This window comes from Paraburkholderia sp. FW306-2-2C-D06C (assembly GCF_058781505.1).
The window spans coordinates 1-25070 of record NZ_JBYSWU010000077.1 but is presented as its reverse complement, the minus strand read 5'-3'; the positions used below and the strand labels follow the sequence as shown (position 1 = coordinate 25070).

Annotated in this window: 17 protein-coding genes and 3 pseudogenes; 10 read left to right on the top strand and 10 right to left on the bottom strand. The window is 62.0% G+C overall.

The features are described from left to right. Positions 1–347: 347 nt before the first annotated feature. Entirely contained in the window at positions 348–707 is a 360-nt protein-coding gene (locus AC3WLT_RS34780; protein ID WP_492596129.1) for a hypothetical protein, read from the bottom strand. Between the two features lie 625 nt (positions 708–1332). Further along, positions 1333–1524, bottom strand: a complete 192-nt coding sequence (locus tag AC3WLT_RS34775; RefSeq protein ID WP_492596128.1) for a rubredoxin — start codon at positions 1522–1524, stop codon at positions 1333–1335. Between the two features lie 324 nt (positions 1525–1848). Here AC3WLT_RS34775 and AC3WLT_RS34770 point away from each other — a divergent pair, with 324 nt between their 5' ends. From AC3WLT_RS34770 to AC3WLT_RS34750, 5 genes are all read left to right on the top strand, one after another. Then, positions 1849–2250 (top strand): DUF4399 domain-containing protein, encoded by a 402-nt coding sequence (locus AC3WLT_RS34770; RefSeq protein ID WP_492596127.1) that lies wholly within the window; start codon positions 1849–1851, stop codon positions 2248–2250. A 171-nt stretch (positions 2251–2421) separates the two neighbouring features. Then, positions 2422–4350 (top strand): ATP-binding cassette domain-containing protein, encoded by a 1929-nt coding sequence (locus tag AC3WLT_RS34765; RefSeq protein ID WP_492596126.1) that lies wholly within the window; start codon positions 2422–2424, stop codon positions 4348–4350. Between the two features lie 374 nt (positions 4351–4724). Further along, positions 4725–6710 (top strand): DNA topoisomerase IV subunit B, encoded by a 1986-nt coding sequence (locus tag AC3WLT_RS34760; RefSeq protein WP_492596125.1) that lies wholly within the window; start codon positions 4725–4727, stop codon positions 6708–6710. 60 nt (positions 6711–6770) lie between these two features. After that, on the top strand, positions 6771–9095 hold the full coding sequence (parC, locus tag AC3WLT_RS34755; RefSeq protein ID WP_492596124.1) for a DNA topoisomerase IV subunit A: 2325 nt from the start codon (positions 6771–6773) through the stop codon (positions 9093–9095). 265 nt (positions 9096–9360) lie between these two features. Beyond that, the gene (locus tag AC3WLT_RS34750; RefSeq protein WP_492596123.1) at positions 9361–9819 is read left to right on the top strand and encodes a CopD family protein; all 459 of its coding nucleotides are present in this window, start codon (positions 9361–9363) and stop codon (positions 9817–9819) included. Between the two features lie 98 nt (positions 9820–9917). On the opposite strand, the gene AC3WLT_RS34745 is transcribed toward AC3WLT_RS34750, so the two are convergent. From AC3WLT_RS34745 to AC3WLT_RS34725, 5 genes are all read right to left on the bottom strand, one after another. Further along, positions 9918–11126 (bottom strand): chromate transporter, encoded by a 1209-nt coding sequence (locus AC3WLT_RS34745; protein ID WP_492596122.1) that lies wholly within the window; start codon positions 11124–11126, stop codon positions 9918–9920. Between the two features lie 192 nt (positions 11127–11318). Continuing rightward, a complete protein-coding gene (locus AC3WLT_RS34740; RefSeq protein ID WP_492596121.1) occupies positions 11319–13679 on the bottom strand; it encodes a bifunctional diguanylate cyclase/phosphodiesterase in 2361 nt (786 codons plus the stop codon). An 829-nt stretch (positions 13680–14508) separates the two neighbouring features. After that, entirely contained in the window at positions 14509–14973 is a 465-nt protein-coding gene (locus AC3WLT_RS34735) for a RidA family protein (RefSeq protein ID WP_492596120.1), read from the bottom strand. A gap of 57 nt (positions 14974–15030) precedes the next feature. Next, entirely contained in the window at positions 15031–16227 is a 1197-nt protein-coding gene (locus tag AC3WLT_RS34730; RefSeq protein WP_492596119.1) for an aminotransferase-like domain-containing protein, read from the bottom strand. A 75-nt stretch (positions 16228–16302) separates the two neighbouring features. Continuing rightward, positions 16303–16992: a VOC family protein gene (locus tag AC3WLT_RS34725; protein ID WP_492596118.1), complete on the bottom strand. Its 690-nt coding sequence runs from the start codon at positions 16990–16992 to the stop codon at positions 16303–16305. A 261-nt stretch (positions 16993–17253) separates the two neighbouring features. Between AC3WLT_RS34725 and AC3WLT_RS34720 the strand changes: the two genes are divergently transcribed. Together AC3WLT_RS34720 and htpG are read left to right on the top strand one after the other, a co-directional pair. Continuing rightward, positions 17254–18708: an aminotransferase-like domain-containing protein gene (locus tag AC3WLT_RS34720; protein ID WP_492596117.1), complete on the top strand. Its 1455-nt coding sequence runs from the start codon at positions 17254–17256 to the stop codon at positions 18706–18708. 131 nt (positions 18709–18839) lie between these two features. Beyond that, positions 18840–20738 (top strand): molecular chaperone HtpG, encoded by a 1899-nt coding sequence (gene htpG / locus AC3WLT_RS34715; protein WP_492596116.1) that lies wholly within the window; start codon positions 18840–18842, stop codon positions 20736–20738. Here the strand turns inward: htpG and AC3WLT_RS34710 are convergent. From AC3WLT_RS34710 to AC3WLT_RS34700, 3 genes and pseudogenes are all read right to left on the bottom strand, one after another. Beyond that, the gene (locus AC3WLT_RS34710) at positions 20707–20973 is read right to left on the bottom strand and encodes a hypothetical protein (protein ID WP_492596130.1); all 267 of its coding nucleotides are present in this window, start codon (positions 20971–20973) and stop codon (positions 20707–20709) included. The genes htpG and AC3WLT_RS34710 overlap by 32 nt on opposite strands. Positions 20974–21092: 119 nt before the next feature. Further along, positions 21093–21458, bottom strand: a pseudogene (locus tag AC3WLT_RS34705) (Tn3 family transposase); the annotation flags it as partial. Beyond that, positions 21406–21603, bottom strand: a complete 198-nt coding sequence (locus tag AC3WLT_RS34700; protein ID WP_492596115.1) for a recombinase family protein — start codon at positions 21601–21603, stop codon at positions 21406–21408. The gene AC3WLT_RS34700 and the pseudogene AC3WLT_RS34705, both read right to left, overlap by 53 nt. Positions 21604–22497: 894 nt before the next feature. On the opposite strand from AC3WLT_RS34700, the gene AC3WLT_RS34695 reads away from it, so the two are divergent. The 3 genes and pseudogenes from AC3WLT_RS34695 to AC3WLT_RS34685 all read left to right on the top strand — a co-directional run. Further along, positions 22498–24039, top strand: a complete 1542-nt coding sequence (locus AC3WLT_RS34695; RefSeq protein WP_492596114.1) for a tetratricopeptide repeat protein — start codon at positions 22498–22500, stop codon at positions 24037–24039. A 24-nt stretch (positions 24040–24063) separates the two neighbouring features. Beyond that, positions 24064–24195, top strand: a pseudogene (locus AC3WLT_RS34690) (ESPR domain-containing protein); the annotation flags it as partial. 144 nt (positions 24196–24339) lie between these two features. After that, positions 24340–25070: pseudogene (locus AC3WLT_RS34685) on the top strand (hemagglutinin); the annotation flags it as partial.

Genomic DNA, 25070 nt, shown 5'->3' with positions numbered 1-25070 from the left:
AAATCGATCCCGTTCGCTAGCAGCCAAGCCTCTCGCGCGTCAACGTCAATCGTGACGGTACTCATCGAGTGCTTACGGATGCACTACGTGCGGCAAATTACATGGTTGCCAAAATCGCAAAGATTTGCAAAGCGGTTTGCTCCATTCTTCATTCGGCATATCTTGAACGGCGAGGATCAGCGCAAGAGGGAAATAAGATCCTAAAAACAACGACACTGCAGGAACCAGCTTAATTTGCATCGCGGCCTCATGGATGGGGGCACGACGAACTCGATATCGTCGAACAGTGCTCCCTAAAGAGGAGCTAAGCCTCAGCTGCTTTTCTATTTCACTTCTTCTGACCTTCTCTATATATTTTTAGAAATACCCTGGAAGGCAGATACTGGCAACTTATTCGTGACCAAGCATCCGCTTTTTCCTGTTATTTTTGCGAAAAGTACTACGGAGTTTTTTTGCGACTCTTCAAGAGATCGACCTTTTGTCGGATTGCTCTCTTTGATATGACTCAGAGCTTTTTCGCCGGCTGAATCCTTAGATTCGGCAGCGACAATCATTTCCAGAACGTGAGGATGATCCTTCGTCTGCACGTACACTTTATAGAGCTTACCTGCGCTTTCCATTGCCATTTCCGTCTCCCCGCTGACATTCGTGCCGTATGAAGATATTTTATTTTTATACGCACCGCCGGCGTGCTTGTCGTTCAGCACTCGGCTCATGTCATATAGTATGACGCTAATTACGTGCAATATCCTAGTGTATACCCCTCTCGTGTTACACCTCTCGCGGTATAGCAAGTTGCCCTGCGCAACATCCGCTTCGGTTGACGACGTGACTGACATGATCTGCGCACGAAGGTCCGTTGTCTGGGCGGAGTCCGCATTCGAACGTCCGCGCGAATGCAAGAAGGACCAACGTTCGTAGATGGCCGATCTGGGAAGGACCGGTGCTCGGCAACAATGCGGTTGCGCGATGGTCTGGGGATATGTCTGAGTGGTTTTGAGTTTGCTACGGTTTTGCTATAGCAGTGGCCAGAGGCCATAGTGGACAGGCCTTGCACCTGTCATTCCACCCCCTGAAACGGGAAGAGGACCAAGCCGAAATAATCGCTTCAATCCTGCCGGCGGACAAGGTCCGCGAGGATCGGGCGAGTCCCAATTCGCCAGCGAGCGCAGCGTATATCGAACCCCGCCGGACGGGAGGAGTGCAGCGAAGCGCCTCTTCCGCAAAGCAAACGGCCCGGCAGGCATCGCCCGCCGGGCCGTCCAGACCGCCTGACGTACCGCGTTCAAGCACCGCACTCAAACGGTGCATCACCGGTTCAATCCAGCAACCTCAAAACTCCACCACCGCAAACTCCGCCTTGCTCACGTCGCACAGCGGGCAGCGCCACTCGTCGGGAATCGCGGCGAAGCGCGTGCCGGGCGCGATGCCTTCTTCGGGCAGGCCCTCTTCTTCGTTGTAGATCCAGCCGCAAATCAGGCAGACCCAGCTCTTGTATTCAGTCACTTCAATTACTTCACTCACGACGCACTCTTTCTCGGTTCAATACAACAATCCGCCCGTTCTGCCCCTTTTGGGGGCAGCGGCGGCGACCCGCAATAGTACCGGAATTTGCCAAACGGACCTCCGGATACGATGTCGCAGCGCCGCAAACCGCCCGGCGAAACATCCGCCATCGCGCTGCGAATCGCGTTACGCACTCGGTGTATGCTCTGAGCCGCGGCTTATCTCGACACCGTTCATGCCCGACGCATGGCGTCTTTCGCGACGGCCGGCGTCCGGTGGTTGATCCCGCCACGGCCGTCCGGCGCGCAGCGCATCAAGCCGCTTTCCTCAAAGGAGAAAACGATGTTTAAAAACAAATGGTTGACCGGCGCCGTGCTGGCCGGGTTGCTGGCCGCATCGGGCGTGGCGCAGGCCGAAGGCGTGTCGCTCGTACAACCGAAGGACGGCGCAACCGTCAGCAATCCGGTGCACGTGGTGTTCGGCGTCGACGGCATGAAGATCGCGCCGGCCGGCACGATGACCGAAGGCACGGGCCATCATCATCTGCTGATCGACGGCAAGCCGCTCGCCAAGGGCGAAGTCATTCCGGCCAACGACAAATCGCTGCACTTCGGCAAAGGCCAGACCGAAACCGATCTGACGTTGCCGCCCGGCGACCACACGCTGACGCTGCAATTCGGCGATGGCGCGCACCGTTCGTACGGTCCGGGCATGAGCAAGAACATCACGGTTCACGTGAAATAACCTTGCCGCCCAAACGCTGCTGGACGTGCAAATCCCGTCCGGCAGCGTTTCACGCTCAATATCCGCTCCGCAAGCCGGCCATTCGGCCTATCTCGTCCGGCATACAGGCACTCGCCCGTGCGCCCGGTACAATGAGCAGTTCCGACTCATCGCTGTCTTCTCCAATTCTCCATGTCGCTTTACACCATTACCGGAGCCCAACTGGCCTTCGGTCACGTCGCGCTGCTCGATCACGCGGATTTCTCTCTCGAAGCAGGCGAGCGCGTCGGGCTGATCGGCCGCAATGGCGCGGGCAAGTCGTCGCTGCTGAAGATCGTCGCCGATCTGACCAAGCCTGACGACGGTCTCGTCACGCGTCAGCAGAATCTGACCACGGTCTATGTGCCGCAGGAACCGGAGTTCGATACGGACGATACGGTGTTCGAGGCGGTCGCCGCCGGCCTGACTCACGCTCGCGCGCTGCTGGATGAATACGACGCGGTCGCCGATCAGCTCGCCGATGCGCCGGAAGGTCCCGAGCACGACGCGCTGATGTCGCGGATGAACACGCTGCAATCGTCGCTGGATACCGCGGACGCCTGGAACTGGAGCACGCGCGTCGCCACCACGCTGCAGCAGATCGGCCTGAATGGCGAAGCGCGGGTCGGCTCGCTGTCGGGCGGGATGCAAAAGCGCGTCGCGCTGGCGCGCGCGCTGGTCGTGCAGCCGGACGTGCTGCTGCTGGACGAGCCGACCAACCACCTCGACTTCGACGGCATCCGCTGGCTCGAGGAACTGCTGGTTTCGCTGCGCGCGGGGCTGCTGTTCATTACCCACGACCGCGCGTTTCTCGATCGTGTCGCCACGCGTATCGTCGAGCTGGATCGCGGGCGTCTGTTGTCGTACCCGGGTAATTTCTCGGCCTATCAGACGCGCAAGGCGCAGCAGCTGGAAATCGAGCGCGTCGAAAACGAAAAGGCCGACAAGCTGCTGGCACAGGAAGAAGTGTGGATTCGCAAAGGTGTGGAAGCACGCCGCACGCGCAGCGTCGGCCGGATCGCGCGGCTCGTGCAGATGCGCAACGAGAGCGCCGAGCGCCGCAACGTGCAGGGCAACGTCAAGCTGGACGTCGGTCAGGGCGAGAAGTCCGGCAAGATCGTCGCCGAACTGACCGACGTGACCAAGCGCTACGGATCGCGCACGGTGGTCGACAAGTTCACGGCCACGGTGATGCGCGGCGACAAGATCGGTTTTGTCGGCCCGAATGGCGCGGGCAAGACCACGCTGCTGAAAATGATTCTCGGCGACCTGCCGCCGGACGAAGGCACGGTGCGCATCGGCACCAACTTGCAGGTGGCGTACTTCGATCAGATGCGCGCGCAGCTGGATCTGGAAAAGAGCCTCGCCGATACGATCAGCCCGGGCAGCGAGTGGGTCGAGGTCAACGGCCAGAGGAAGCACGTGATGAGCTATCTGGGCGACTTCCTGTTCGCGCCGGAGCGCGCGCGATCGCCTGTCAAGTCGCTGTCGGGCGGCGAGCGCAACCGTCTGCTGCTCGCGCGTTTGTTTGCGCGGCCGGCCAACGTGCTGGTGCTCGACGAGCCGACCAACGACCTCGACATCCCCACGCTCGAACTGCTCGAAGAACTGCTCACCGACTACGACGGCACCGTGCTGCTGGTCAGCCACGATCGCGCGTTTCTGGATAACGTCGCGACTTCGGTGATTGCCTCGGAGGGTGCGGGCAAGTGGCGCGAGTATGTCGGCGGCTTTACCGACTGGCAGATTCAGCGCGACCGTTCGCAGCAACTCGCCGCCCAGCAGGAAGCGCAGAAAGAGTCCGGCAAGGAGGCTGCGCCGAAAGACAGCGGCGCAGGCCGCAATACGCAGCGCACCGCCAAGCTGTCGTTCAAGGAACAGCGTGAACTCGATGCGCTGCCGGAGAAGATTGCCGCGCTCGAGGCCGAGCAGAAAACCATCGGCGCGCAACTCGAAGACGGGTCGATTTTCACGAAGGACCCACAGGAAGGCACGCGCCTGACCGAGCGGTACGCCGCGATCGACGAGGAACTGCTGATCGCGCTGGAACGCTGGGACGAATTGGAAAACAGGCGCAAGTGATGCACAGGGGCGGCGCGATCGCACATCGCGCCCCCGGGTCAAGCTCAGGTGTCGAAATAGGCCGAACCTGAGCGCTGCCCCTTATCCAAACGGCCAATCTCGCACGCAGTGAATTGCCGCCTGTATCGAAATCAGTAAAATACCCCGCGAACAGGCTTCCCCGGCGTTCGCACCGGCGCAGATGCGGTACAGCCGGCATCGAGCGGCCGTCGAGCGCGCCAAAGGAAGCAAGCGTCAAAACAGCTTGCCCGCACTGCGGGCACCCCACCTAACCCCGTTGTTTCGTTTCGCTTTTTTTGCAAACTCAACGCATTGTCCACGGACCTGTCCACAGGACCTGTGGACAACGATGAACCGACGGACCTGAGTCAACCATGTCTACGAAAAAGCCAAGCGCCGCGTATAGCGAAGCGTCGATCAAGGTGTTGAAGGGCCTGGAGCCGGTCAAGCAACGGCCCGGGATGTACACCCGCACCGAGAATCCGCTGCACATCATTCAGGAAGTTATCGACAACGCATCGGACGAGGCCCTCGGCGGCCACGGCCGGCAAATCACGGTCACGCTGCACGCTGACCACTCCGTCTCGGTCGAAGACGACGGCCGCGGCATTCCGTTCGGCCTGCATCCGGAAGAAGGCGTGCCGGTCGTCGAGATCGTTTTCACGCGCCTGCACGCGGGCGGCAAGTTCGATAAGGCCGCCGGCGGCGCGTACACGTTCTCGGGCGGCCTGCACGGCGTCGGCGTGTCGGTCACCAACGCGCTGTCCACGCGCCTCGACGTCACGGTGTGGCGCGACGGCAAGATCGCCGAACTGAGCTTCGCCAACGGCGACGTCGCCAAGCCGCTCGAAGTGCGGCCCGCGACGAAAAGCGACAAGAAGTCCGGCACGCGCGTCACCGCGTGGGCCAATCCGAAATACTTCGATTCGCCGAATCTGCCGTTCGGCGAATTGCAACGCCTGCTGCGCTCGAAAGCGGTGCTGCTGCCGGGCGTGGAAGTCACGCTGATCAACGAGAAAACCGGCGAGCGGCAAAGCTGGAAATACGAAGACGGCCTGCGCGGCTATCTGCTCGAAGGCATGAACGGCAGCGATCTGCTGATCCCGCTGTTCGAAGGCGAGCGCTACGTCGAAAACGCGCGCACGAGCGAAGAGACCTTCGCCGAAGGCGAGGGCGCAGCGTGGGTCGTCGCGTGGAGCGAAGAAGGTACGCTGATGCGCGAGTCGTACGTCAATCTGATTCCTACACCTGCGGGCGGCACGCATGAATCCGGTTTGCGCGACGGTCTGTACCAGGCGGTGAAGAGCTTCGTCGAATTGCACAATCTGCAGCCGAAGGGCGTCAAGCTGCTCGCCGAAGACGTATTCGCGCGTGTGTCGTTCGTGCTGTCGGCGAAGGTGCTCGATCCGCAGTTCCAAGGGCAGATCAAGGAGCGCCTGAATAGCCGCGACGCGGTGAAGCTGGTGTCGTCGTTCTCGCGTCCGGCGCTGGAGTTGTGGCTGAATCAGCACGTCGAGCACGGCAAGAAACTCGCCGATCTCGTCATCAAGCAGGCGCAGGCGCGCACGCGTGCCGGCCAGAAGGTCGAGAAGCGCAAGAGCTCGGGCGTCGCGGTGCTGCCGGGCAAGCTGACCGACTGCGAATCGACGGAAATCGGCCGCAACGAACTGTTCCTTGTGGAGGGCGACTCGGCGGGCGGCTCGGCGAAGATGGGCCGCGACAAGGAATATCAGGCGATCCTGCCGCTGCGCGGCAAGGTGCTGAACACGTGGGAAACCGAGCGCGACCGCCTGTTCGCGAACAACGAAGTGCACGACATTTCGGTGGCGATCGGCGTCGATCCGCACAGCCCGGACGACAAGGTCGATCTGTCGAATCTGCGCTACGGCAAGATCTGCATCTTGTCGGACGCTGACGTGGACGGCTCGCACATCCAGGTGCTGTTGCTCACGCTGTTCTTCAAGCATTTCCCGCAGCTGATCGAACGCGGTCATGTGTGCGTGGCGCGTCCGCCGCTGTTCCGCGTCGATGCGCCCGCGCGCGGCAAGAAGCCGGCGCAGAAACTCTACGCGCTCGACGAAGGCGAACTCGAAGCGATCCTCGACAAGCTGCGCAAGGACGGCGTGCGTGAAACGCAATGGTCGATCAGCCGCTTCAAGGGCCTCGGCGAGATGAGCGCGGAGCAATTGTGGGACACCACGATGAACCCCGACACGCGGCGGCTGACGCCGGTGGCGCTCGGTGAGCTCGACTACGACGCCACGGTCGCGCGCATGACGATGCTGATGGGCAAGGGCGAAGCGGCGTCGCGGCGCAGCTGGCTGGAAGAAAAGGGCAACGAAGTGGAAGCGGATATCTGAGCGCGCGTAGCGCATCGGATCGCACGGTAACTTCACGCCAAATACGGATACGGAATCTAGATGGACGACGATAACACTCTCGACCTTTTCACCGAGCCGCCGCCGCCGGAAGGCGACTTCCTGACGCTCGGCAATTACGCGGAACGCGCATATCTCGACTACGCGGTGAGCGTGGTCAAGGGCCGTGCTTTGCCGGATGTGTGCGACGGCCAGAAGCCGGTGCAGCGCCGCATCCTGTTCGCGATGAACGACATGGGCTTGAGCGACAACGCCAAGCCCGTCAAGTCGGCGCGCGTGGTCGGCGACGTGCTGGGTAAATATCACCCGCACGGCGACCAGTCCGCATACGACGCACTTGTGCGTCTCGCGCAAGACTTCTCGATGCGCTATCCGCTGATCGACGGCCAGGGCAACTTCGGTTCGCGCGACGGCGACGGTGCAGCGGCGATGCGCTACACGGAAGCGCGCCTCACGCCGATCGCGAAACTGCTGCTCGACGAAATCGACCAGGGCACGGTCGACTTCATGAAGAACTACGACGGCGAATTCGATGAGCCGAAGCTGTTGCCCGCGCGCTTGCCGTTCGTGCTGCTGAACGGCGCATCGGGCATCGCCGTGGGTCTGGCGACGGAAATCCCGTCGCACAATCTGCGCGAAGTCGCGGCTGCGGCGGTCGCGATGATCCGCAATCCGAAGATCCAGCACGCCGAGCTGATGCAGCATATTCCGGGTCCGGACTTCCCGGGCGGCGGCCAGATCATTTCGAGCGAAGCCGAGATTTCCGCCGCATACGAAAGCGGTCGCGGCAGCCTGAAGGTGCGCGCGCGCTGGAAGATCGAAGACCTCGCGCGCGGCCAATGGCAACTGGTGATCACCGAACTGCCGCCGAACACGGCCGCGCAGAAGGTGCTCGAAGAAATCGAAGAGCAGACCAATCCGAAAATCAAGCTCGGCAAGAAGGCGCTCACGCCCGAACAGTTGCAGACCAAGCAGACCATGCTGGCCTTGCTCGACGCGGTGCGCGACGAATCGGGCAAGGACGCGCCGGTGCGCCTCGTGTTCGAGCCGAAGTCGAGCCGCATCGATCAAACGGAGTTCGTCAATTCGCTGCTCGCGCATACGAGCCTCGAATCGAACGCGTCGCTGAACCTGGTGATGGTGGGCGGTGACGGCCGGCCGCGTCAGAAAGGCTTGAGCGAAATCCTGCACGAGTGGATCGCGTTCCGCTTCGCGACGGTCACGCGCCGCACGCGTCATCGTTTGCAGAAGGTCGACGACCGGATTCACATCCTCGAAGGCCGGATGATCGTCTTTTTGAATATCGACGAAGTCATCCGCATCATTCGCGAGTCGGACGAACCGAAGGCCGCGTTGATAGCGGCGTTCGGGCTGTCCGATCGCCAGGCCGAGGACATTCTCGAAATCCGGCTGCGTCAGTTGGCGCGCCTCGAGAAGATCAAGATCGAGAAAGAACTGGCCGAATTGCGCGACGAGAAGGCCAAGCTCGAAGAACTGCTCGGCAGCGAATCGGCGATGAAGCGTCTGCTCATCAAGGAAATCGAAACCGACGCGAAGCAATACGGCGACGAGCGCCGCACGCTGATCCAGCAGGAAAAGCGCGCGACGTTCGAAGCGCGCGTGGTCGACGAGCCGGTCACGGTAGTGGTGTCGCAGAAGGGCTGGGTGCGTGCGCTCAAGGGCCACGGGCTGGACACGGCCGGCTTCACTTTCAAGGCCGGCGACGGGCTCTACGCAGCGTTTCAGTGCCGCACGCCGGATACGCTGGTCGCGTGGGGCAGCAATGGCCGCGTCTATTCGGTCGCCGTGGCGATCCTGCCGGGCGGCCGTGGTGACGGCGTGCCCGTTACGTCGTTGATCGAGCTCGAATCGGGCAGCCATCTGCTGCATTACTACGCGGCTTCCGCGGATCAGGCGCTGCTGCTCGCGTCGAGCAACGGCTTCGGCTTTATCGCCAAGGTCGGCGATATGGTGAGCCGCGTGAAGGCCGGCAAGTCGTTCATGACGATCGACGCGGGCGCTGCGCCGCTCGCGCCGATGCCGATGCTGCCGGATGCGACGCGCATTGCGTGTCTGTCGTCGGGCGGGCGTCTGCTGGTGTTCGGCCTCGACGAGATGAAGACGCTGTCGGGCGGCGGACGCGGCGTCACGCTAATGGCGCTCGACGATAAGGAAACGCTGGTGCAGGCGCTGTCGATCAACGACGCGGGCGTCATGTTGATCGGTACGCGCCGCGGTGGCCGCGTGGACGAAGAGAAGCTGAGCGGCGCCGCACTCGCGCCGCATGTCGGCAAGCGGGCGCGCAAGGGGCGTGCGCCTGAGAGCAAGATGAAGCTCGACGGTATGCGTCCGGTGTTGGCCGCTTAACCAGGAAGCAAAGCAAGGAAGCAAAGGTGGGAACGCGGCGCGCGTTTTGGTTCTGGTCGAACTTCAAGTGCGCGCCGTGGGTAGTAAAAAAATCCGGGGTGTAGCCGTCGCGGTATCGGGCGCGCTGCAATTACAACTACAAAGAATGTTAAGAGGACGCCGGTGCATGGAACTGCGCGTACAGTGCGTGGTCGAACGCGCTCAATAGCCGCTGCTAATATCATTCGTCATAAGCGGTGTGGCGTCGTCGGGAGAGGAAAACAACATGAACAAAGCTATCGAACTCGCGCTCTTTCTGCATCTGCTTGCCGTCGCCGTATGGGTCGGCGGGATGGTGTTCGCGCATTTCTGTTTGCGTCCGGCAATTGCCGATCTTTCGCCGCAACTGCGCTTGCCGTTGTGGGAATCGGTGTTCAGCCGCTTCTTCAATTGGGTTGCAGCGGCAGTGCTGGTGATTCTGCTCACCGGCGGTTTTCTGCTGATGCAATTCGGCGGCGCTCACGCCACCTGGCCGCTGCATGCGATGGCCGGCCTCGGCATCGTGATGATGCTGATCTTCGGACATATCCGCTTCGCCGTATTCCCGCGCATTCGCCGCGCGGTGCAGGCGCAGAAATGGCCGGACGGCGCGCAGGCCGTCGGCACGATCCGCCGTCTGGTGCTCGTCAATATCGTGCTGGGCGTCGTGACAGTCGGCGTCGCGGTGCTGTCGCGCGGGTTCTGAAGTTCCGCTTCTGACGCCAGTGTTGTGAAACCGCGCTTGTGCATCAAGCTCGTGAATCAAGCATGTAAAGACGCTTGTGAAGCGCGGGACGGCGAGGCCTACGGCAAGGTGCCGTAGGCAAACCACAGCCCGCATACCACGGCCACTGTTCCGTACACCACGTATACCGGCGCCTTGAGCTTCGCGAAGCACATGCCGGAGAACAGCGCGGTCAACAGATATGCGGGTTCGAGCGGCACATGAACCGCAATCCGCAGCACGGCCACCACGAGAAATGCGGTCGTCACCGCACGCAAGAACCGCATGCCGTGCTCGAAACGCGTATGAGTCTTCAACTGACGCAGATGTCGCTGCGCCAGCACCACGAGACAACCTGACGGCACGAACAACGCGAGCGTGGCAATCAGCGCACCCGGCCAGCCATCCACCAGATAGCCGAAGAACGGCACCACATTCAATAGCGGCCCGGGCGACAACGGCGATAGCGAGAACGCCAAAGTAAAGTCGTTGTCCGACACGCCGATCACCGGCGTAACGAACAGCGTCTTGAGCACCGGCAGCGCGGAGAAGCCGCCGCCGAACAGCGTCATGCCCGCGCCCGCCAGGCGCGGCCACAGCAGCGCCAGTTCATAGCGATGCGGCAACGGCAGCGCAAACAACACCAGCAACACGCACAGGGCGGTCAGCAATTGCCAGTCGCCGCGCGCGATCGACATGACGATGCGCGTATCGCGAGCCGGGCTGACCAGCCAGCCGGCGCCGAACGCCGCGCCGAGTATTACCACATAGGCGGCAGGATTGCGCGCATAGAAGAGCGCCACGCAGCCGAGCGCCGCTGCGATCCATTCGAGTTTGCCGTGCACCAGCGCGCGCGTCTGTTTATACCAGGTGATCGCGATCAGTGTGGCCAGCACCACGCTGAAGTGATTGAGCAATGTCTGCGAAGCTGCGGCACGCACGACCGGCGTGCGGTAGAAGGTCGCGAACAGCGTCATCAGCATGAAGAAGGGCAGCACGCTCGCGACACCCGCCACCCAGGCGCCGGCGCGTCCGCGCAGCGCATGGCCGACTTGCACGGCGACATTGCAGCCAACCGGCCCGGGCACCATCCAGGCAAGCGCGATCAGATCGGAAAACGCCACGCGCGAGAGCCGGCCTTCACGTTCGACGTAGTGGTTCTCGAGCTGCGCCATGAGCGCGAGACCGCCCCACGACAGCGCCGACAGGCCGAACACGACCCTGAACAGCGTCCATAGCGGTTCCCGTTTCCCTCGTCTGGCGGCTTGCTGGCTCGTGATCGTCTGCATGGCGCTGCGAGCGCACGGCACGCGCCCGCCCTGTGGAATCATTGTTATGGTGGCGCGCCCGGCGTGCCGGCATCGCGCTATGTCGCAGTACGGAGTGAATGTAGCCGGTTTTGTGGCGGTGCGCCTGACTTGAACATGAGAGGCTTGTAACCGTTCGTGTCGGGCGTCTATCGGGCCGCGATCGGGCCCGGATCAGTCGTTGGCGCTGGTGCTGGGCACGCTGCTCGCGCTGTCGACGGCGTGCGTAGCGTGACGATCCGTCATGCCGCATACGCCGAAGCGTTCGAGCAACGCCGGAATCGCGTCCACCGGAACCGGGCGCGAGAACAGGAAACCCTGGGCCTCGATATGGCCGAGCGCGGCCAGCCAGGCAATCTGCTCTTCGGTCTCGGTGCCTTCGACCACTACCGTGAGTCCGAGCGAGCGCGCCAGATTGACGATCGCGGTGACCATCACGCAGACGCTGCGGTCGCCCGGAATCGCCTGGACGAACGAACGGTCCACCTTCAGCGTATCGACCGAGAAGCGATTCAGATAGGACAGCGACGAATAGCCGGTGCCGAAATCGTCGAGCGCGATACGCACGCCCAGGCGCTTTAACGCGAAGATCTTCTCCGAGACGAGTTCGGGATACTCCATCATCGCCGTTTCGGTAATTTCGAGTTCGAGGCGGCGCGCGGAGATGCCGGTTTCCTCGATCGCGTGCGAGATGGTTTCGTACAGATCGCCGCGCCAGAACTGCACCGCCGAAATGTTCACCGCCAGCGACAGCGTGTCGTAGCCTTGCTGCTGCCAAAGCGCCAGCTGGCGGCAGGCGGTCTCGATCACGAAGTCGCCGATCGGCACGATCAGGCCGGTCGATTCGGCGACCGGAATGAATTCGTTGGCCGGAATCAGGCCATGCTGCGGATGATTCCAGCGCACCAGCGCTTCGAAACCGGTAATGCAGCGGCGCGTCAGATCGATCTTCGGCTGATAGGCGAGAAACAGTTGCCCTTCGGCGAGCGCGACGCGCAACTGCTGTTCCCACTTCATCAAATGATCAGCGCGATGCGACAGTTGCGGCGAATAGAACTGGTAGCAGTTCTTGCCCGCGTCTTTCGCGCTGTACATCGCCAGGTCGGCCTTTTTCAGCAGGTCGATCTCGCTCTCATTGACCACCGAGTAGAGCGCAATGCCGATGCTCGCATGCAGCACGAAGGAGCTGCCGCGGACCTCGAAAGGCTTGTCGAATGCTTCGGCCGATGCTTCGGCCAGCGTCACGGCGCGCTTCTCGACGTCGTCGCCCTTGATCACGACGACGAACTCGTCGCCGCCGATACGGCTCAACGAGCCGCCGTCGTTGACTGCCGCGGCGAGGCGCGACGCGGTCATTTGCAGCACGATGTCGCCCGCGTTGTGGCCGAGCGTGTCGTTGACGGTCTTGAAGTTGTCGAGATCGATGAAGAGAATCGCAAGGCGCCCGAGATTGGCCGGTTGCGCCACGTCGTGCCGCAGGCTTTGCAGCGTCGCATAGCGATTGCGCAAGCCGGTCAGCAGGTCGTATTCGACCAGATGCGTCATCTCGCGCTCGCGGCCGAGCAGCTTGCCGATCAAGCCGGTCGCGACAGCGAAGAAGCTCAGCATGGCGAGCGAGATGAAGCCCGCCATCAGCAGATAGACGTTGCGCGTGTGGTTGTAGTCGGCGAACTCCTCGGTTTGCGACAGGCCGACCAGCACCCCGAGCGGATAGCCGTCGATATGCCGGTACGACACGATGCGCGTGACGTTGTCGATCGAATCGACATAGGTGCCCGACACATGCTCGGAGGTCGGATACGAGCCGCTTGCCGAGAACGCGCCGTTGGCGTTTTCGGCGCTGCCGGTACGCCGTGCGAGCACAGTGCCGCTGTCCGAGATCACCGCGATCACGCCTTCGCGGCCGATTGCCGCGTTATTGTAGAAATCGCTGGTGAAATAGCTGGGGTCTTCGGAGACCACCACGACGCCCGCGAACGAGCCGTCCGGATGATTCAGACGCCGCGTCATCTGCAAGGTCCAGTGGCGGGATATACGGCCGAGCACGGGCTTGCTGATAAACAGCTGATCGTCGTTTTCGTGTTCGTGGACCTTGAAGTGCTCGCGATCGGACAGGTCGATACGCTTGGGGTTGAGTTCGGCCGTGTTGGCGATCAGCGTGCCGTGCTCGTCGATCAGCGATACCTGCACCAGCGTCTCGCTTTGCACGACACCTTTCTCCACCGTGCTGGCGAGATCGAAATGATCCGGGGTTTTCTCGAACTCGTATTTAACAAAGCGGGTGATCTGATCGACCTGGTGAATCGCCTTGACCGTGTGCTGCTCCAACGCCGCGGAAAGAATTGCAGCAGAGGCCATCGCTTCGCGGTAAGTGGCTTCTTTTTCTACCGATAGCCGCGCGAAGATCACTGTCCAAAGCAGGATCAGGACCAGCACACCAAGCGCGGGAATCGCGAGCAAAGCGCGGCGGCGCGACACGGCGGGATCGCGGCGAGGTTTGGCTTCGCGCTGGTCGGAGAAGCGGTATTGGCTCATCTGGCGGTCCGAGCCCTGGTGCCGGCCGGCTGCAACTGCGCGAGCATTGACTGCGCTAATTTCATGGTTGGCTGCATGGTGACCAAGGTGCCGGTACTGCTGCGCAGAGAAAGGGAGCGTGGCGTCGTGCCTGACCATCCGCTGATCGTTGAGTACCTTTCGATATTACTTAATGCGACTGGATTAAGGAAGGGTCCGCGCATCGGGTATACGCGGGCGGCGACGGCCGTTCCCGCCGACTGGATTCGCAGACCGCGCGGTCGGCTATAAAGCCGAGGCGGGGCGGGCGTTTGCGAGGTTTTCATCGGTGGTCCGGCGTTCAGGAGTTCAGGCGTGCCAGGCCTCTGACAGGCCTCTTGTCATGCATGGCGCATTGCTCGGGAATCGTGCGTGGGAACAATGCAGGCCGCCATGCGCCAATTTGTGGTTCGGTGTGGCCGGAAAAGGCGCGGTGCCGCTGGCCGCATGGGTGAGCCGCTGTATGCAAACAGTGCGCCAGCACGCCGTGCGCCGCTCACGACAGTCTGAATGTGCCGTCGACGATCGTCACCGACGTGAACTCATCGACGTGTTTGAAACGGACAGTGCTGGCTGGCATCGGCGGGTCTGGCGAATCTGGCAGGGTGGGATGGTTGGCGGATTCTATCTGGTGATGAGGGAACGATCTACCTCGCCACAAATGCAAAACGCGCCACGGGTGATCGACACCTCGCGACGCGTTCAGTACGCGTTCCGAACGACCGGCCGGCCAGACCGGCCAACCGGTCTGATTCGACCGCGTTATTTCACCGCCTTGTTTCGCGGCCTTATTTCGCCGCGTTACTCGACCTTACTCGACTTCGGCAATCATCTCGATCTCGACGCATGCGCCAAGCGGAATCTGTGCCACGCCGAACGCCGAGCGCGCATGTTTGCCGCGCTCGCCGAACACGTCGGCGATCAGTTCGGACGCGCCGTTGGTCACCAGATGCTGCTCGGTGAACTCGAGCGTCGAGTTGACGAGGCTCATCAGCTTGACGATGCGCGTGACGCGATTCAGGTCGCCCACATGTGCGTGCAGCGTGGCAAGCAGGTCGATCGCGATCGAGCGCGCGGCGGCCTTGCCTTCTTCGGTGGTGAGCGTGGCGCCGAGCTTGCCGGCCCACACCTTGCCGTCCTTCTTCGCGATGTGGCCGGACAGGTACACCGTGTTGCCGCTTTGCGCGCTCATCACATAAGCGGCTGCCGGAGCGCCTGCGCCCGGCAATTCGATGCCCAGCTCCTTGAGCTTGTCGTACACATTCGTTTGAGACATGTCATGTCCTTGGTCGTTAGTGAAATTTCGGTGACGCGGGGGGCGGGCGAAGACTGCTTATACCTTCGCGCGAATCAGTGCTGCGAGACGCGCCACGCCTTCGTCGATTTTGGCCGGCGGCACCGTGACGAACGACAGGCGCAGCGCATTGTGCTGCGCTTCGTTCGCGAAGAACGGGCCACCCGGCACGAATGCGACATTCTGCGCGACGGCTTCTTCGAGCAGTTTCATGCTGTCGATCTGCGCGGGCAAGCGCACCCACACGAACATGCCGCCTTCCGGACGGTTCCAGCTCACGCCCTCGGGCATATGGCGTTCGAGCGAGGCCAGCATCGCCGCGCATTGATCGCGATAGAGCGCGCGGATGGTCGGCACGTGCGTGTCGAGGAAACCGTCCTTGACCACTTCGTACACGATACGCTGCGTGAAGCTCGGCGTGTGCAGATCGGTGGCCTGCTTGGCCTGCACGAGTTTGAAAATCAACTCTTCGGGCGCGATGATGTAGCCGACCCGCAGGCCCGGCGCCAGCACCTTCGAGAACGAGCCCAGATGGACGATGTGATCCGGCGACATCGACAGCATGGTGGGCAGCGGCTCGCCCGCATAATCCAGCGCGCCGTACGGATCGTCTTCGATCACCGGGAACGGTGCGGTCCTGGCAAACGCCGCAAGAGCGCGGCGGCGTTCGACCGGCAGACGGCGGCCCGTCGGATTCTGGAAGTTCGGTTGCGCATACAGGAGGCGCGCGCCGGCCGTCAGTTCGGGCGTGAGCGCTTCGGGAATCAGGCCTTGCTCGTCGGTCGGCACCTGCACATAGCGCGGCTCGTACATCGAGAACGATTGCAGCGCGCCGAGGTAGGTCGGCGTTTCGACCAGCACCGGGCTGTCCGGGCACACCAGCACTTTGCCGAGAAGGTCGAGCGCCTGTTGCGAGCCGGTTGTGATCAGCACCTGGGTGGGGCGAATCTGCGCGCCGTTCACCGAATAACGCTGTGCAATCCATTCGCGCAGCGGCAGATAGCCTTCAGTCGCGCTGTATTGCAGCGCGGCGGCAGGCGCGTCGCGCAGAATGCGGTCCGACGCTTCGCGCATGCGCTCGGCGGGGAAGGTGGCCGGCGACGGCAGACCGCCCGCGAACGAAATGACTTCCGGCCGCTCAGTGACCTTCAGGATCTCGCGGATCGCAGAGCTCGTGAGCTTGCGCGCGCGTTCGGACAATTGCCACGTGGGGGCTTTCAAGTCGCTTTGGTCCATGGTCTCCTCATCTGGTGTGTCTGGAACCGGTCAAAACTTCAATTATCGCGCGAGTCGGCGACCCGCGCGCGCTGGTTATTTAAGGGTCCGTAGACCGTCGGGCGTTTCAAACTCGGCGCTGAGCGCCGCCGCGCCTGCGGTCGGCGCCAGCGCAATCAGGTGCGCCGCGCCCAGCCACTGCAATTGCGCCGCTATCGCGTCGGCCTGCGAATGGACGGCGTTCAGCGATTTCAGCGCGAGACCCGTCTCCGGCAATACCGCCGACGGATGCCACGGCGTGTCCCACTGAATCAGCGACGGCAGCACGCCGTCGCCGGCGCCTCGCCAGGCGGGGAACGCGCCGTCGTCGGGCACGGTCAGGGCCCATGTGAAATCGCCGCGCGTCATCGGCACGATCGGCGCGATGCGCTGCGGATATTGCGTTTGCCACGTCGCGAGGCGTTTCGGCCGGTCGACGCGCGCGACCCAGTGCGACAAATACGGCCCTTTTTCGAGCCGCGCGTGGGTCGCCGGGTCGTCGAGGGCGAACAGCCGGGGCCGCGGCGTGCCGCCGTCCGCCGGCGCGACGGCTTGCGGATCGATCGCGATCACCTCCAGATACACGCCGCCCCACAGGTTCAGCAGGCGGTTGTGCGTGCGCATCAGCGGATGCGCGCCGCCGCCGGCTGGTGCGACGCCGAGCGTGTCGGCGACGTACTGCGTGCCCTCGTCGAGGGTACGGGCGGAAATCACCAGGTGATCGAGACAAAGCGAATGAGCGGTCATGGCGGATCGAAGAAACGGTTTCTGCGGTGAACCGGAGCGCGCGCCGGGTGGGACGGCAACGCTGCCGGGGTCGTAAGCATAACCGTTCGCCGGGTCGGCAGGCGAGGCGGACGGCGGCGGTTTCGCCGCTATCGTCAATTCGCGGCTCCGCGCCGTGTCGGGTGCCTCAATGATCCGCTGCCTGTCTCAAATGTAGCGGCGGCGACCGGCACAGTAACGGTACAATCGTCTCGATACTGTTCGGTACAGTTGGAGCCCGTTATGTCCGTCCCGCTTGCCCAGATACCCGCCCCGCACGACACGGCGTCGCTGACGCTGGTCGAGCAGCTCGTCCAGTGGGCGCGCCGCCGCATCGAGGAGCGCGTGTTCCGCCCCGGTATGCGCATGCCGTCGATCCGCAAGCTGGCGCTCGACAAGGGCGTGTCACGCTTCACGGTGGTCGAGTCGTACGAACGGCTGGTGGCGCAGGGTTACCTGGAGTCGCGGCGCGGCTCGGGCTTCTATGTGCGCGAGCGGCTCGGCGGCGTCGCCTCGGGCGAGATCCGGGCGGCCGCCGAGGCCGCGCCCGCGCCGGCCACGATCGACGTCGTCTGGTTGCTGCGCAATATGCTGCATACGGGCGCGCGCCCCGAGCGCAGCCCGGGGCTGGGCTACCTGCCGGGCCGCTGGCTGGACGGCGATCTGATCACCAACGCGCTGCGCACGCTCGGCCGGCAAAGCGGCGCGCAGATGCTCGGGATCGGCACGCCGCTGGGCTTTTTGCCGCTGCGCCAGCAGTTGCAGACGCGGCTCGAGGAACTGGAAATCGGCGTGTCGCCCGAGCAGATCGTGATGGTTTCCGGCATTACCCAGGCGATCGACCTGATTTCGCGCATTTACGTGAGGCCGGGCGATGCGGTGATCGTCGGCGATCCGGCCTGGTTCCAGATGTTCGGGCGCTTTGCGTCGCAGGGCGCGCGGCTGGTCGGCATGCCGTATACGCCGGACGGTCCCGACCTCGACGCGCTCGAATCGCTGGTGCAGACGTGGCGGCCAAAAATGCTGGTGATCAATTCAGTGCTGCAGAACCCCACCGGCACCTCGCTCACGGCCGCGCAGGCGTTCCGCATCCTGCGTCTCGCCGAAGCCTACGACTTCATCGTCGTCGAAGACGATATTTACGGCGATCTGTGTCCGCCGAGCTATCCGGGCACGCGTCTCGCGAGCCTCGACCAGTTGAAGCGCGTGATCTACCTCGGCAGCTTTTCGAAGACGCTCGCGCCGAATCTGCGCGTGGGTTTCATCGCCTGCGCACCGGACGTTGCGACCGCCGTCAGCGATCAGAAAATGCTGGTCGGCATGACGAGCCCCGAACTGAATGAGCGCGTGCTCTACAAGATTCTCACCGAAGGCCATTATCGGCGGCATGTCGAGCGGCTGCGCGCGCGGCTGGACGGCGTGCGCGAAAAGTCCGTGCGGATGCTGGAAAAAACCGGCCTGAAGCTGTTCCTGACGCCGACGGCGGGTATGTTTCTATGGGCCGACACTAGCGTCGACGCGGACGCGCTGGCGGCCGCCGGCCATGAAGACGGGTTTTTGCTGACGCCCGGGAGCCTCTTTTCACCGCAGCAATCGCCGACCACGTGGATGCGCTTCAATATCGCCAATTGTGGAGATCCGGAGCTGTCGACGTTCCTGTGCCGGTATCTCGACAGCGTCGCGCGCCGCGCCTCTTGAAACCGCGCCGGATCGCCCCCAGCTAGGCGGACGCTCCGGTGGCCCGGCGCAGCGGCGCGTGAGCTTCGTCCCGGCGCCGCGCCCCAACCGAATCAATCGCGAATCAACCGCAACAGAGAGGAAGTCCGACCATGGCACAAGAAACCATGAGCTTTCAGGCAGAAGTGAAACAACTTCTGCACCTGATGATCCATTCGCTGTACAGCAACAAGGAAATCTTTCTGCGCGAGCTGATTTCGAACGCATCCGACGCGGCCGACAAGCTGCGCTTCGAGGCGATCGAAAACAGCGCGTTGTACGAGAGCGATCCGAATCTGCGGATTCGCGTGTCGTACGACAAGGCCGCGCGCACCGTCACCCTCGACGACAACGGCATCGGCATGAGCCGCGACGAAGCGATCGCCCACCTCGGCACGATCGCGCGTTCAGGCACCAAGGAATTCTTCGGCAAACTCTCCGGCGACCAGCAGAAAGATGCGGCGCTGATCGGCCAGTTCGGCGTGGGCTTCTACTCGGGCTTCATCGTCGCGGACAGGATCACGGTCGAAACGCGCCGCGCCGGATTGCCGGCGTCCGAGGGCGTGCGCTGGGAAAGCGCGGGCGAGGGCGACTTCGCGGTCGAGCAGATCGAGCGCGCCGCGCGCGGTACGACCATCACGCTGCATCTGCGTGCCGATGAAGACGAGCTGCTGTCGTCGCATCGTTTGAAGTCGATCATCCAGAGGTACTCGGACCACGTCGCGCTGCCGATCCTGATGAAGAAGGAAGAGTGGGACGCGGAAAAGAGCGAAATGGTCACGAAGGACGAAGACGAGACCGTCAACCAGGCGAGCGCGCTGTGGACCCGCGCGAAGAGCGACATCACCGAAGAGCAGTACCAGCAGTTCTATCAGCACCTGTCGCACGATCACCAGGACCCGCTCACGTGGACGCATAACCGCGTCGAAGGACGCAGCGAATATATACAGCTGCTGTACGTGCCCGCGCATGCGCCGTTCGATCTGTTCAACCGCGATCATCGCGCTGGGCTGAAGCTGTACGTGAAGCGCGTGTTCATCATGGACGACGCCGAGCAACTGCTGCCCGCGTATCTGCGCTTCGTGAAGGGGGTAGTCGATTCGAGCGATCTGCCGCTTAACGTGTCGCGTGAAATCCTGCAGGAAAGCCGCGACGTCAAGGCGATCCGCGAAGGCGTGACCAAGCGCGCGCTGTCGATGCTCGAAGAACTGGCGAACTCGGAGAATGACGCCGACAAGGAGAAGTACGCCGGCTTCTGGAAGGAATTCGGCCAGGTGCTGAAGGAAGGCGTCGGCGAGGATTTCGCCAACCGCGAACGCATCGCCAGGCTGGTTCGCTTTGCGTCGACGCATACGGAATCGCCGGAGCAAACCGTTTCGCTCGCCGATTACGTCGCGCGGATGAAGCCCGAGCAGAGCAAGATCTACTACGTGACCGCGGACACCTGGCAGGCCGCGACCCACAGCCCGCATCTCGAAGTGTTCCGCAAGAAGGGCGTGGAAGTGCTGCTGCTGACCGATCGCGTCGACGAATGGATGCTGTCGTTCCTGAACGAATTCGACGGCAAGCCGCTGCAAAGCGTCGCGCGCGGCGATCTCGATCTGGGCGCGCTGAACGACGAAGAAAAAGAGGCGCAGGAGAAGGTCGGCGAAGAGTTCAAGCCGCTGGTCGACAGGATGAAGGAAGCGCTGAAGGACAAGGCGAAGGACGTGCGTCTGACGTTCCGCCTGACCGATTCGCCGTCCTGCCTCGTCGCCGACGACGGCGACATGAGCGGTTATCTGCAACGTATGCTGAAGGCCGCGGGTCAGCAAGCGCCGTCGTTCCATCCGATTCTCGAAGTGAATCCGGAGCACGCGCTGGTGAAGGGCTTGCATGCGGACAGCGCGAACTTCGACGACTGGTGCCATCTGCTGTTCGATCAGGCCCTGCTCGCCGAAGGCGGCGCGCTGGAAGATCCGGCGAGTTTCGTGAAGCGGACTAATGCGTTGTTGCTGACGCGTGCGGGATGAGCTCGCGAGTTGAGTTGGCGAGTTGAGTTTGAATCAGCGTCGCGCTGACGCTCGTGGTTGAAAAATGCGCTGCTTCGGCAGCGCATTTTTTTGCCCAGCGCGCGGTTTTGCGCCGGGTCAGGTGGACAACGGCGGCAGCTTGATGCGCGGGCGCATGTCCGTTTAAACGACGCACTTGCGATAGGACGGAGCCGGCCAGTTCCTTCGCCTCGATGCAGGCGTGGTGATCCGCCAATACCTTCGCCGTCTGGAAAAACAACTCTGGTTAACTAATTAAGGCTATTCAACGGCCATATTTCGAGATTGGTTTGTGAGAGGGGTTTGAGGCGCAGTGGAAAACCGGGTTAAGCACTTTCATGAGTCGCTGTCTGCCGGATCACGTAAGGGCCGTAGCTCGCCCTTGGCCACTGCATCCGGCACCGAGAACGAATACCGCCCGAGCATGTTGATGTGCTCGTGCAGCAGCGGAGACAGTCGCGCTGCGTCCGCGTCCCTTATCGCATAGCCTTCCGTCCGTAACTGGTTCAAGGCGGTCTGGATATAGATCGTATTCCATAACACGATCATATTGAGCATCAGGCCGAGTGCCCCTAACTGGTCTTCCTGACCCTCACGGTAATTCTGACGCAGCTCACCGCGCTTGCCGTGGAAGACGGCGCGCGCGACGCTATGGCGACCTTCGCCGCGGTTGAGCTGCGTCAGAGTGCCCCGGCGTTTCGCTGTCGATGCGAGCACCTGAGGCTTTCTCGCGGTAAACCCCGGCAATATAGTAGCCAGCCGCCCGCGTGCTCTGCTCGATGTCGGCCTGGCGAGTGAGGTCCTGTTCTTCAGTGCTAACGCGCAGATATAGGCGAGCGACTTTCATGTGACGGTAGCCAGGATGAGTACACGCCAATTGGCCAGTCCAAAACCAGATAGCCAATAACTTCGAAATCCGATGTTAATTGGCTAGCGCCTATTTGGCCATCTATCTTGGCTGTCGGGATCAGAGCGAGACGCAGTTTGGCGCTTCAGAATTTGGCTGACCTTCATGAATCGCTCCTGGATTGCAATCACCGGGCCGCATCAGGAGATCAACGTTCGCGGCCGTAGACATTCTCGGTTTTGCAACATTCGCGTCGCTCGTGTCCATGCTACGCACTAAAACCCTTTTCAGGCCCTCTGGGCAAGTCAATCCGCTTCATTTAAGCACCCGAGTCGGCCACTTTATCACCGCCGTTTTCGCTCAAACGAGTCACAGGATTGAACGCTTTTTGGCGATCCGGACCTTTGAAACATTCGCCGTGCCTCCGTCTCAAATGCCGGCCTTGGTGAAATCAAGGGTGGCCCGCTATTTGCGTGAGCTTGCCGTAGACCATTAAGTCGCTGCATCGAGCAAATTCAATACAGCAGGCACAAGCAGCAGAAAAGCAATACGCGAACCGGGGAAAACCATGCCAACACACTTCGACCGCCGTCCGGGCGGTCCTGCCATCGGCTTGTCGTTCCATTCGACCATAGGCGCAACGAACCCGTTCGATGACCCTCTGGGTGAAACGCGCCATCAGATCAGCAACGTGTCAACGTTTCATTCGCAGTCCACGAGGACGGGAAACGGAAGTACGAAGCGCGTGCTCTGTATGGTCCTTGTCACCTAGTTTCTCGCGTCATGTGCAACGCCTCACAGCCTGCAATCGGGAGCGGCGCTGCGCGACGTTGCAATGCCTTTGAGTCAAATTCGCACGCGAGCAGTCGTCACACGCCTTGATACAAACCAAAAATGAATTCGATTGCAACTCATAGCGAACCGCTTCCGGGAGCGCCAGGGGACTTCCGACCGGGAATCCCGACGAGCGCTGCCACGCTTTCGCAGCGGGCGTGCCGACTGTTGAATGACGGGGACTTCGAGCAAAGCGCAGCGTGCGCGCGGCAGGCCGTATCCGCTGATCCGGGCAGCGGCTTCGCGCGTCTGCTTCTGGGCGTGGCATTGAACAAAGCTGGCCAACGACGCGAGGCGCTCGATGAGCTCAAGCGGGCGGCCGTGCTCGCGCCTCATGATCCGCAGATTCGCTATAACTTGGCCGTTGCTTTGCAGGAGTCCGGAGAGGAAGAACTCGCGATGTATGAGTATCGCGCCTGCCTGGAAATGGATCCGGATTTTACCAATTCGTTGTGGAACTACGGCGAGCTTCTCCGACTCCGGGAGCATTTCGAAAAGGCGCTCGAATGCTTTGATCGGCTGGTTCGCCTCGAGGGCAGATTGCGCGACAAGGCTGCACACCGGATGGCTGTGTGCTGCGCCTATTTGGGATTGGATGAACGTGCGCAGGCCCTGTTTGAGACGCAAATCGCCGAAGACGGCGATCCGCTCACGCACTGGGAATACTCGCATTTTCTGCTAGGAAGGGGCCGGTTCGACGATGCCTGGCCACATTATGCGAAGCGTTTCGATGCAGGAGAGAAGATCAGCCTCAAGGGTATGAATTTTCCGTATCCAGCATGGGGCGGGCAGTTCGAAGCCGGCTCGACGTTGATCGTTTCCGGCGAACAGGGCGCCGGTGACGAGATCCTGTTTGCGGCGTTTCTGCCTTCGCTGCTGGCGCGGGCACGTTCGGCGGGAACGCGGGTGGTGGTGGTGTGCCGGCCCGCTCTGGTGCGGCTTTTCCGCGCGAGCTTTCCGTCAGCGTACGTGTTGGGGGGGATGGTCACGCAAGAGCCTGATCTTTGCATGATCGTTAAACAGTCGTCACGTATATGGCACAGCCCGATCGGCCACTTACCGTTGTGGGTGGAGAAGCCTGCACCGGCGATTTATCTGAATCCCGCACCTGAAGATCAGGCCGCTGCTCGGGAGCTAGTCGCGTCGTCGCAATCAGGCGATGGGTGTCGGCGTATCGGAATCGTGTGGTCTGCCAATCCCGTCTCAACGACGTCGAACCGGCGTGCGCGCAACGTGCCATCAGACCTGCTGAACGCTTATCTCAAAGACATTAGTGACGTGCACTTCTATTCGCTGATGCCCGCTGAGCATCGTGCCGCTTTAGAAGGCGTACCCGACTTGCATATTACCGATCTCTCATTCTTTTTAACCGACTTCGGCCGGACTGCGGCTGCGATGCAGTGCATGGATGAAGTCGTGTCGGTGTGCACGTCGAGTGCCAATCTTGCCGGTGCGCTCGGTCTGAGGACGCGTGTACTACTGCAAAAGCATGCCGATTGGCGGTGGTATTCGGATACCTCGTGGTATCCAGATGTGGTGACGTACAGACAACAGAGGCGTTCCGACTGGGGAACCTGCCTGCAAGCGCTTTCGATGAACTAGCGATGATAGACAACGGGGGAAGTCGTGAACAAGATCTATAAGTGCATTTTCAGCCGCAGGCTGAATCAGATGGTTGTTGTCGGGGAGAGCGTGGCGGGACAGGGGAAGTCGGGCGGGCGAACCCGGGCTGTGCGGCGGGTGCGGGCCGTGGCTGCTGCAGCGTTGGCGGCCGGCACCTGTATGTCTTTGCCGCAGTTGGTATGGGCGGCGGATCATCCTTGCGGTACCAACTCTGTTTGTGGCGTCAATTCGGGGTACCCCTCGACGGCCACAGGAATTGAAAGCACGTTCTACGGAGCTTTGAGCGGCACAAACGCCTGGGTCTCGGGCAACGACAACACGGAATATGGATTCAATGCGGGCGCATCCGTGACGGGCAACTACAACACGGGGAGTGGAGCCAATGCGGGCACATATGTAAGTGGCAGCAACAACACGGCAATCGGAGCGAACGCTGGGCAGTACGTGAATGGAAGTGGGAATGTGGCGGTGGGCGTGTCCGCAGGGTCGGGAAGCAGCGGGAGTCCCCTGAACATCACTAACACCACGGCGATTGGCTATATGGCGACGGCCACGGGGTTGAACTCCGTTGCGCTGGGAGCGAACTCGGTAGCGACCCAGGCGCAGGCGAACTCGGTGTCGGTGGGATCGTCAGGCAACGAGCGCAAGATCATCAATGTGGCGAATGGGAACGTGGCATCGGGCTCGACGGATGCGGTCAACGGCGGTCAGCTTTACTCGGTGAGCACGAGCCTCAGTACGACGAACAGTAACGTGACGAGCTTGTCGACCTCGGCGGCGGCGGGCATCAGCACGGCACAGAGCGGCGTGAACTCGCTGTCGACGAGCCTGAACACGACGAACAGCAACCTCAGCACGACGAACAGTAACGTGACGAGCCTGTCGAGCTCGGCCGCGGCGGGCATCAGCACAGCGCAAAGCGGCGTGAGCTCGCTGTCGACGAGCCTGACCGCGACGAACAGCAACCTCAGCACGACGAACAGTAACGTGACGAGCCTGTCGAGCTCGGC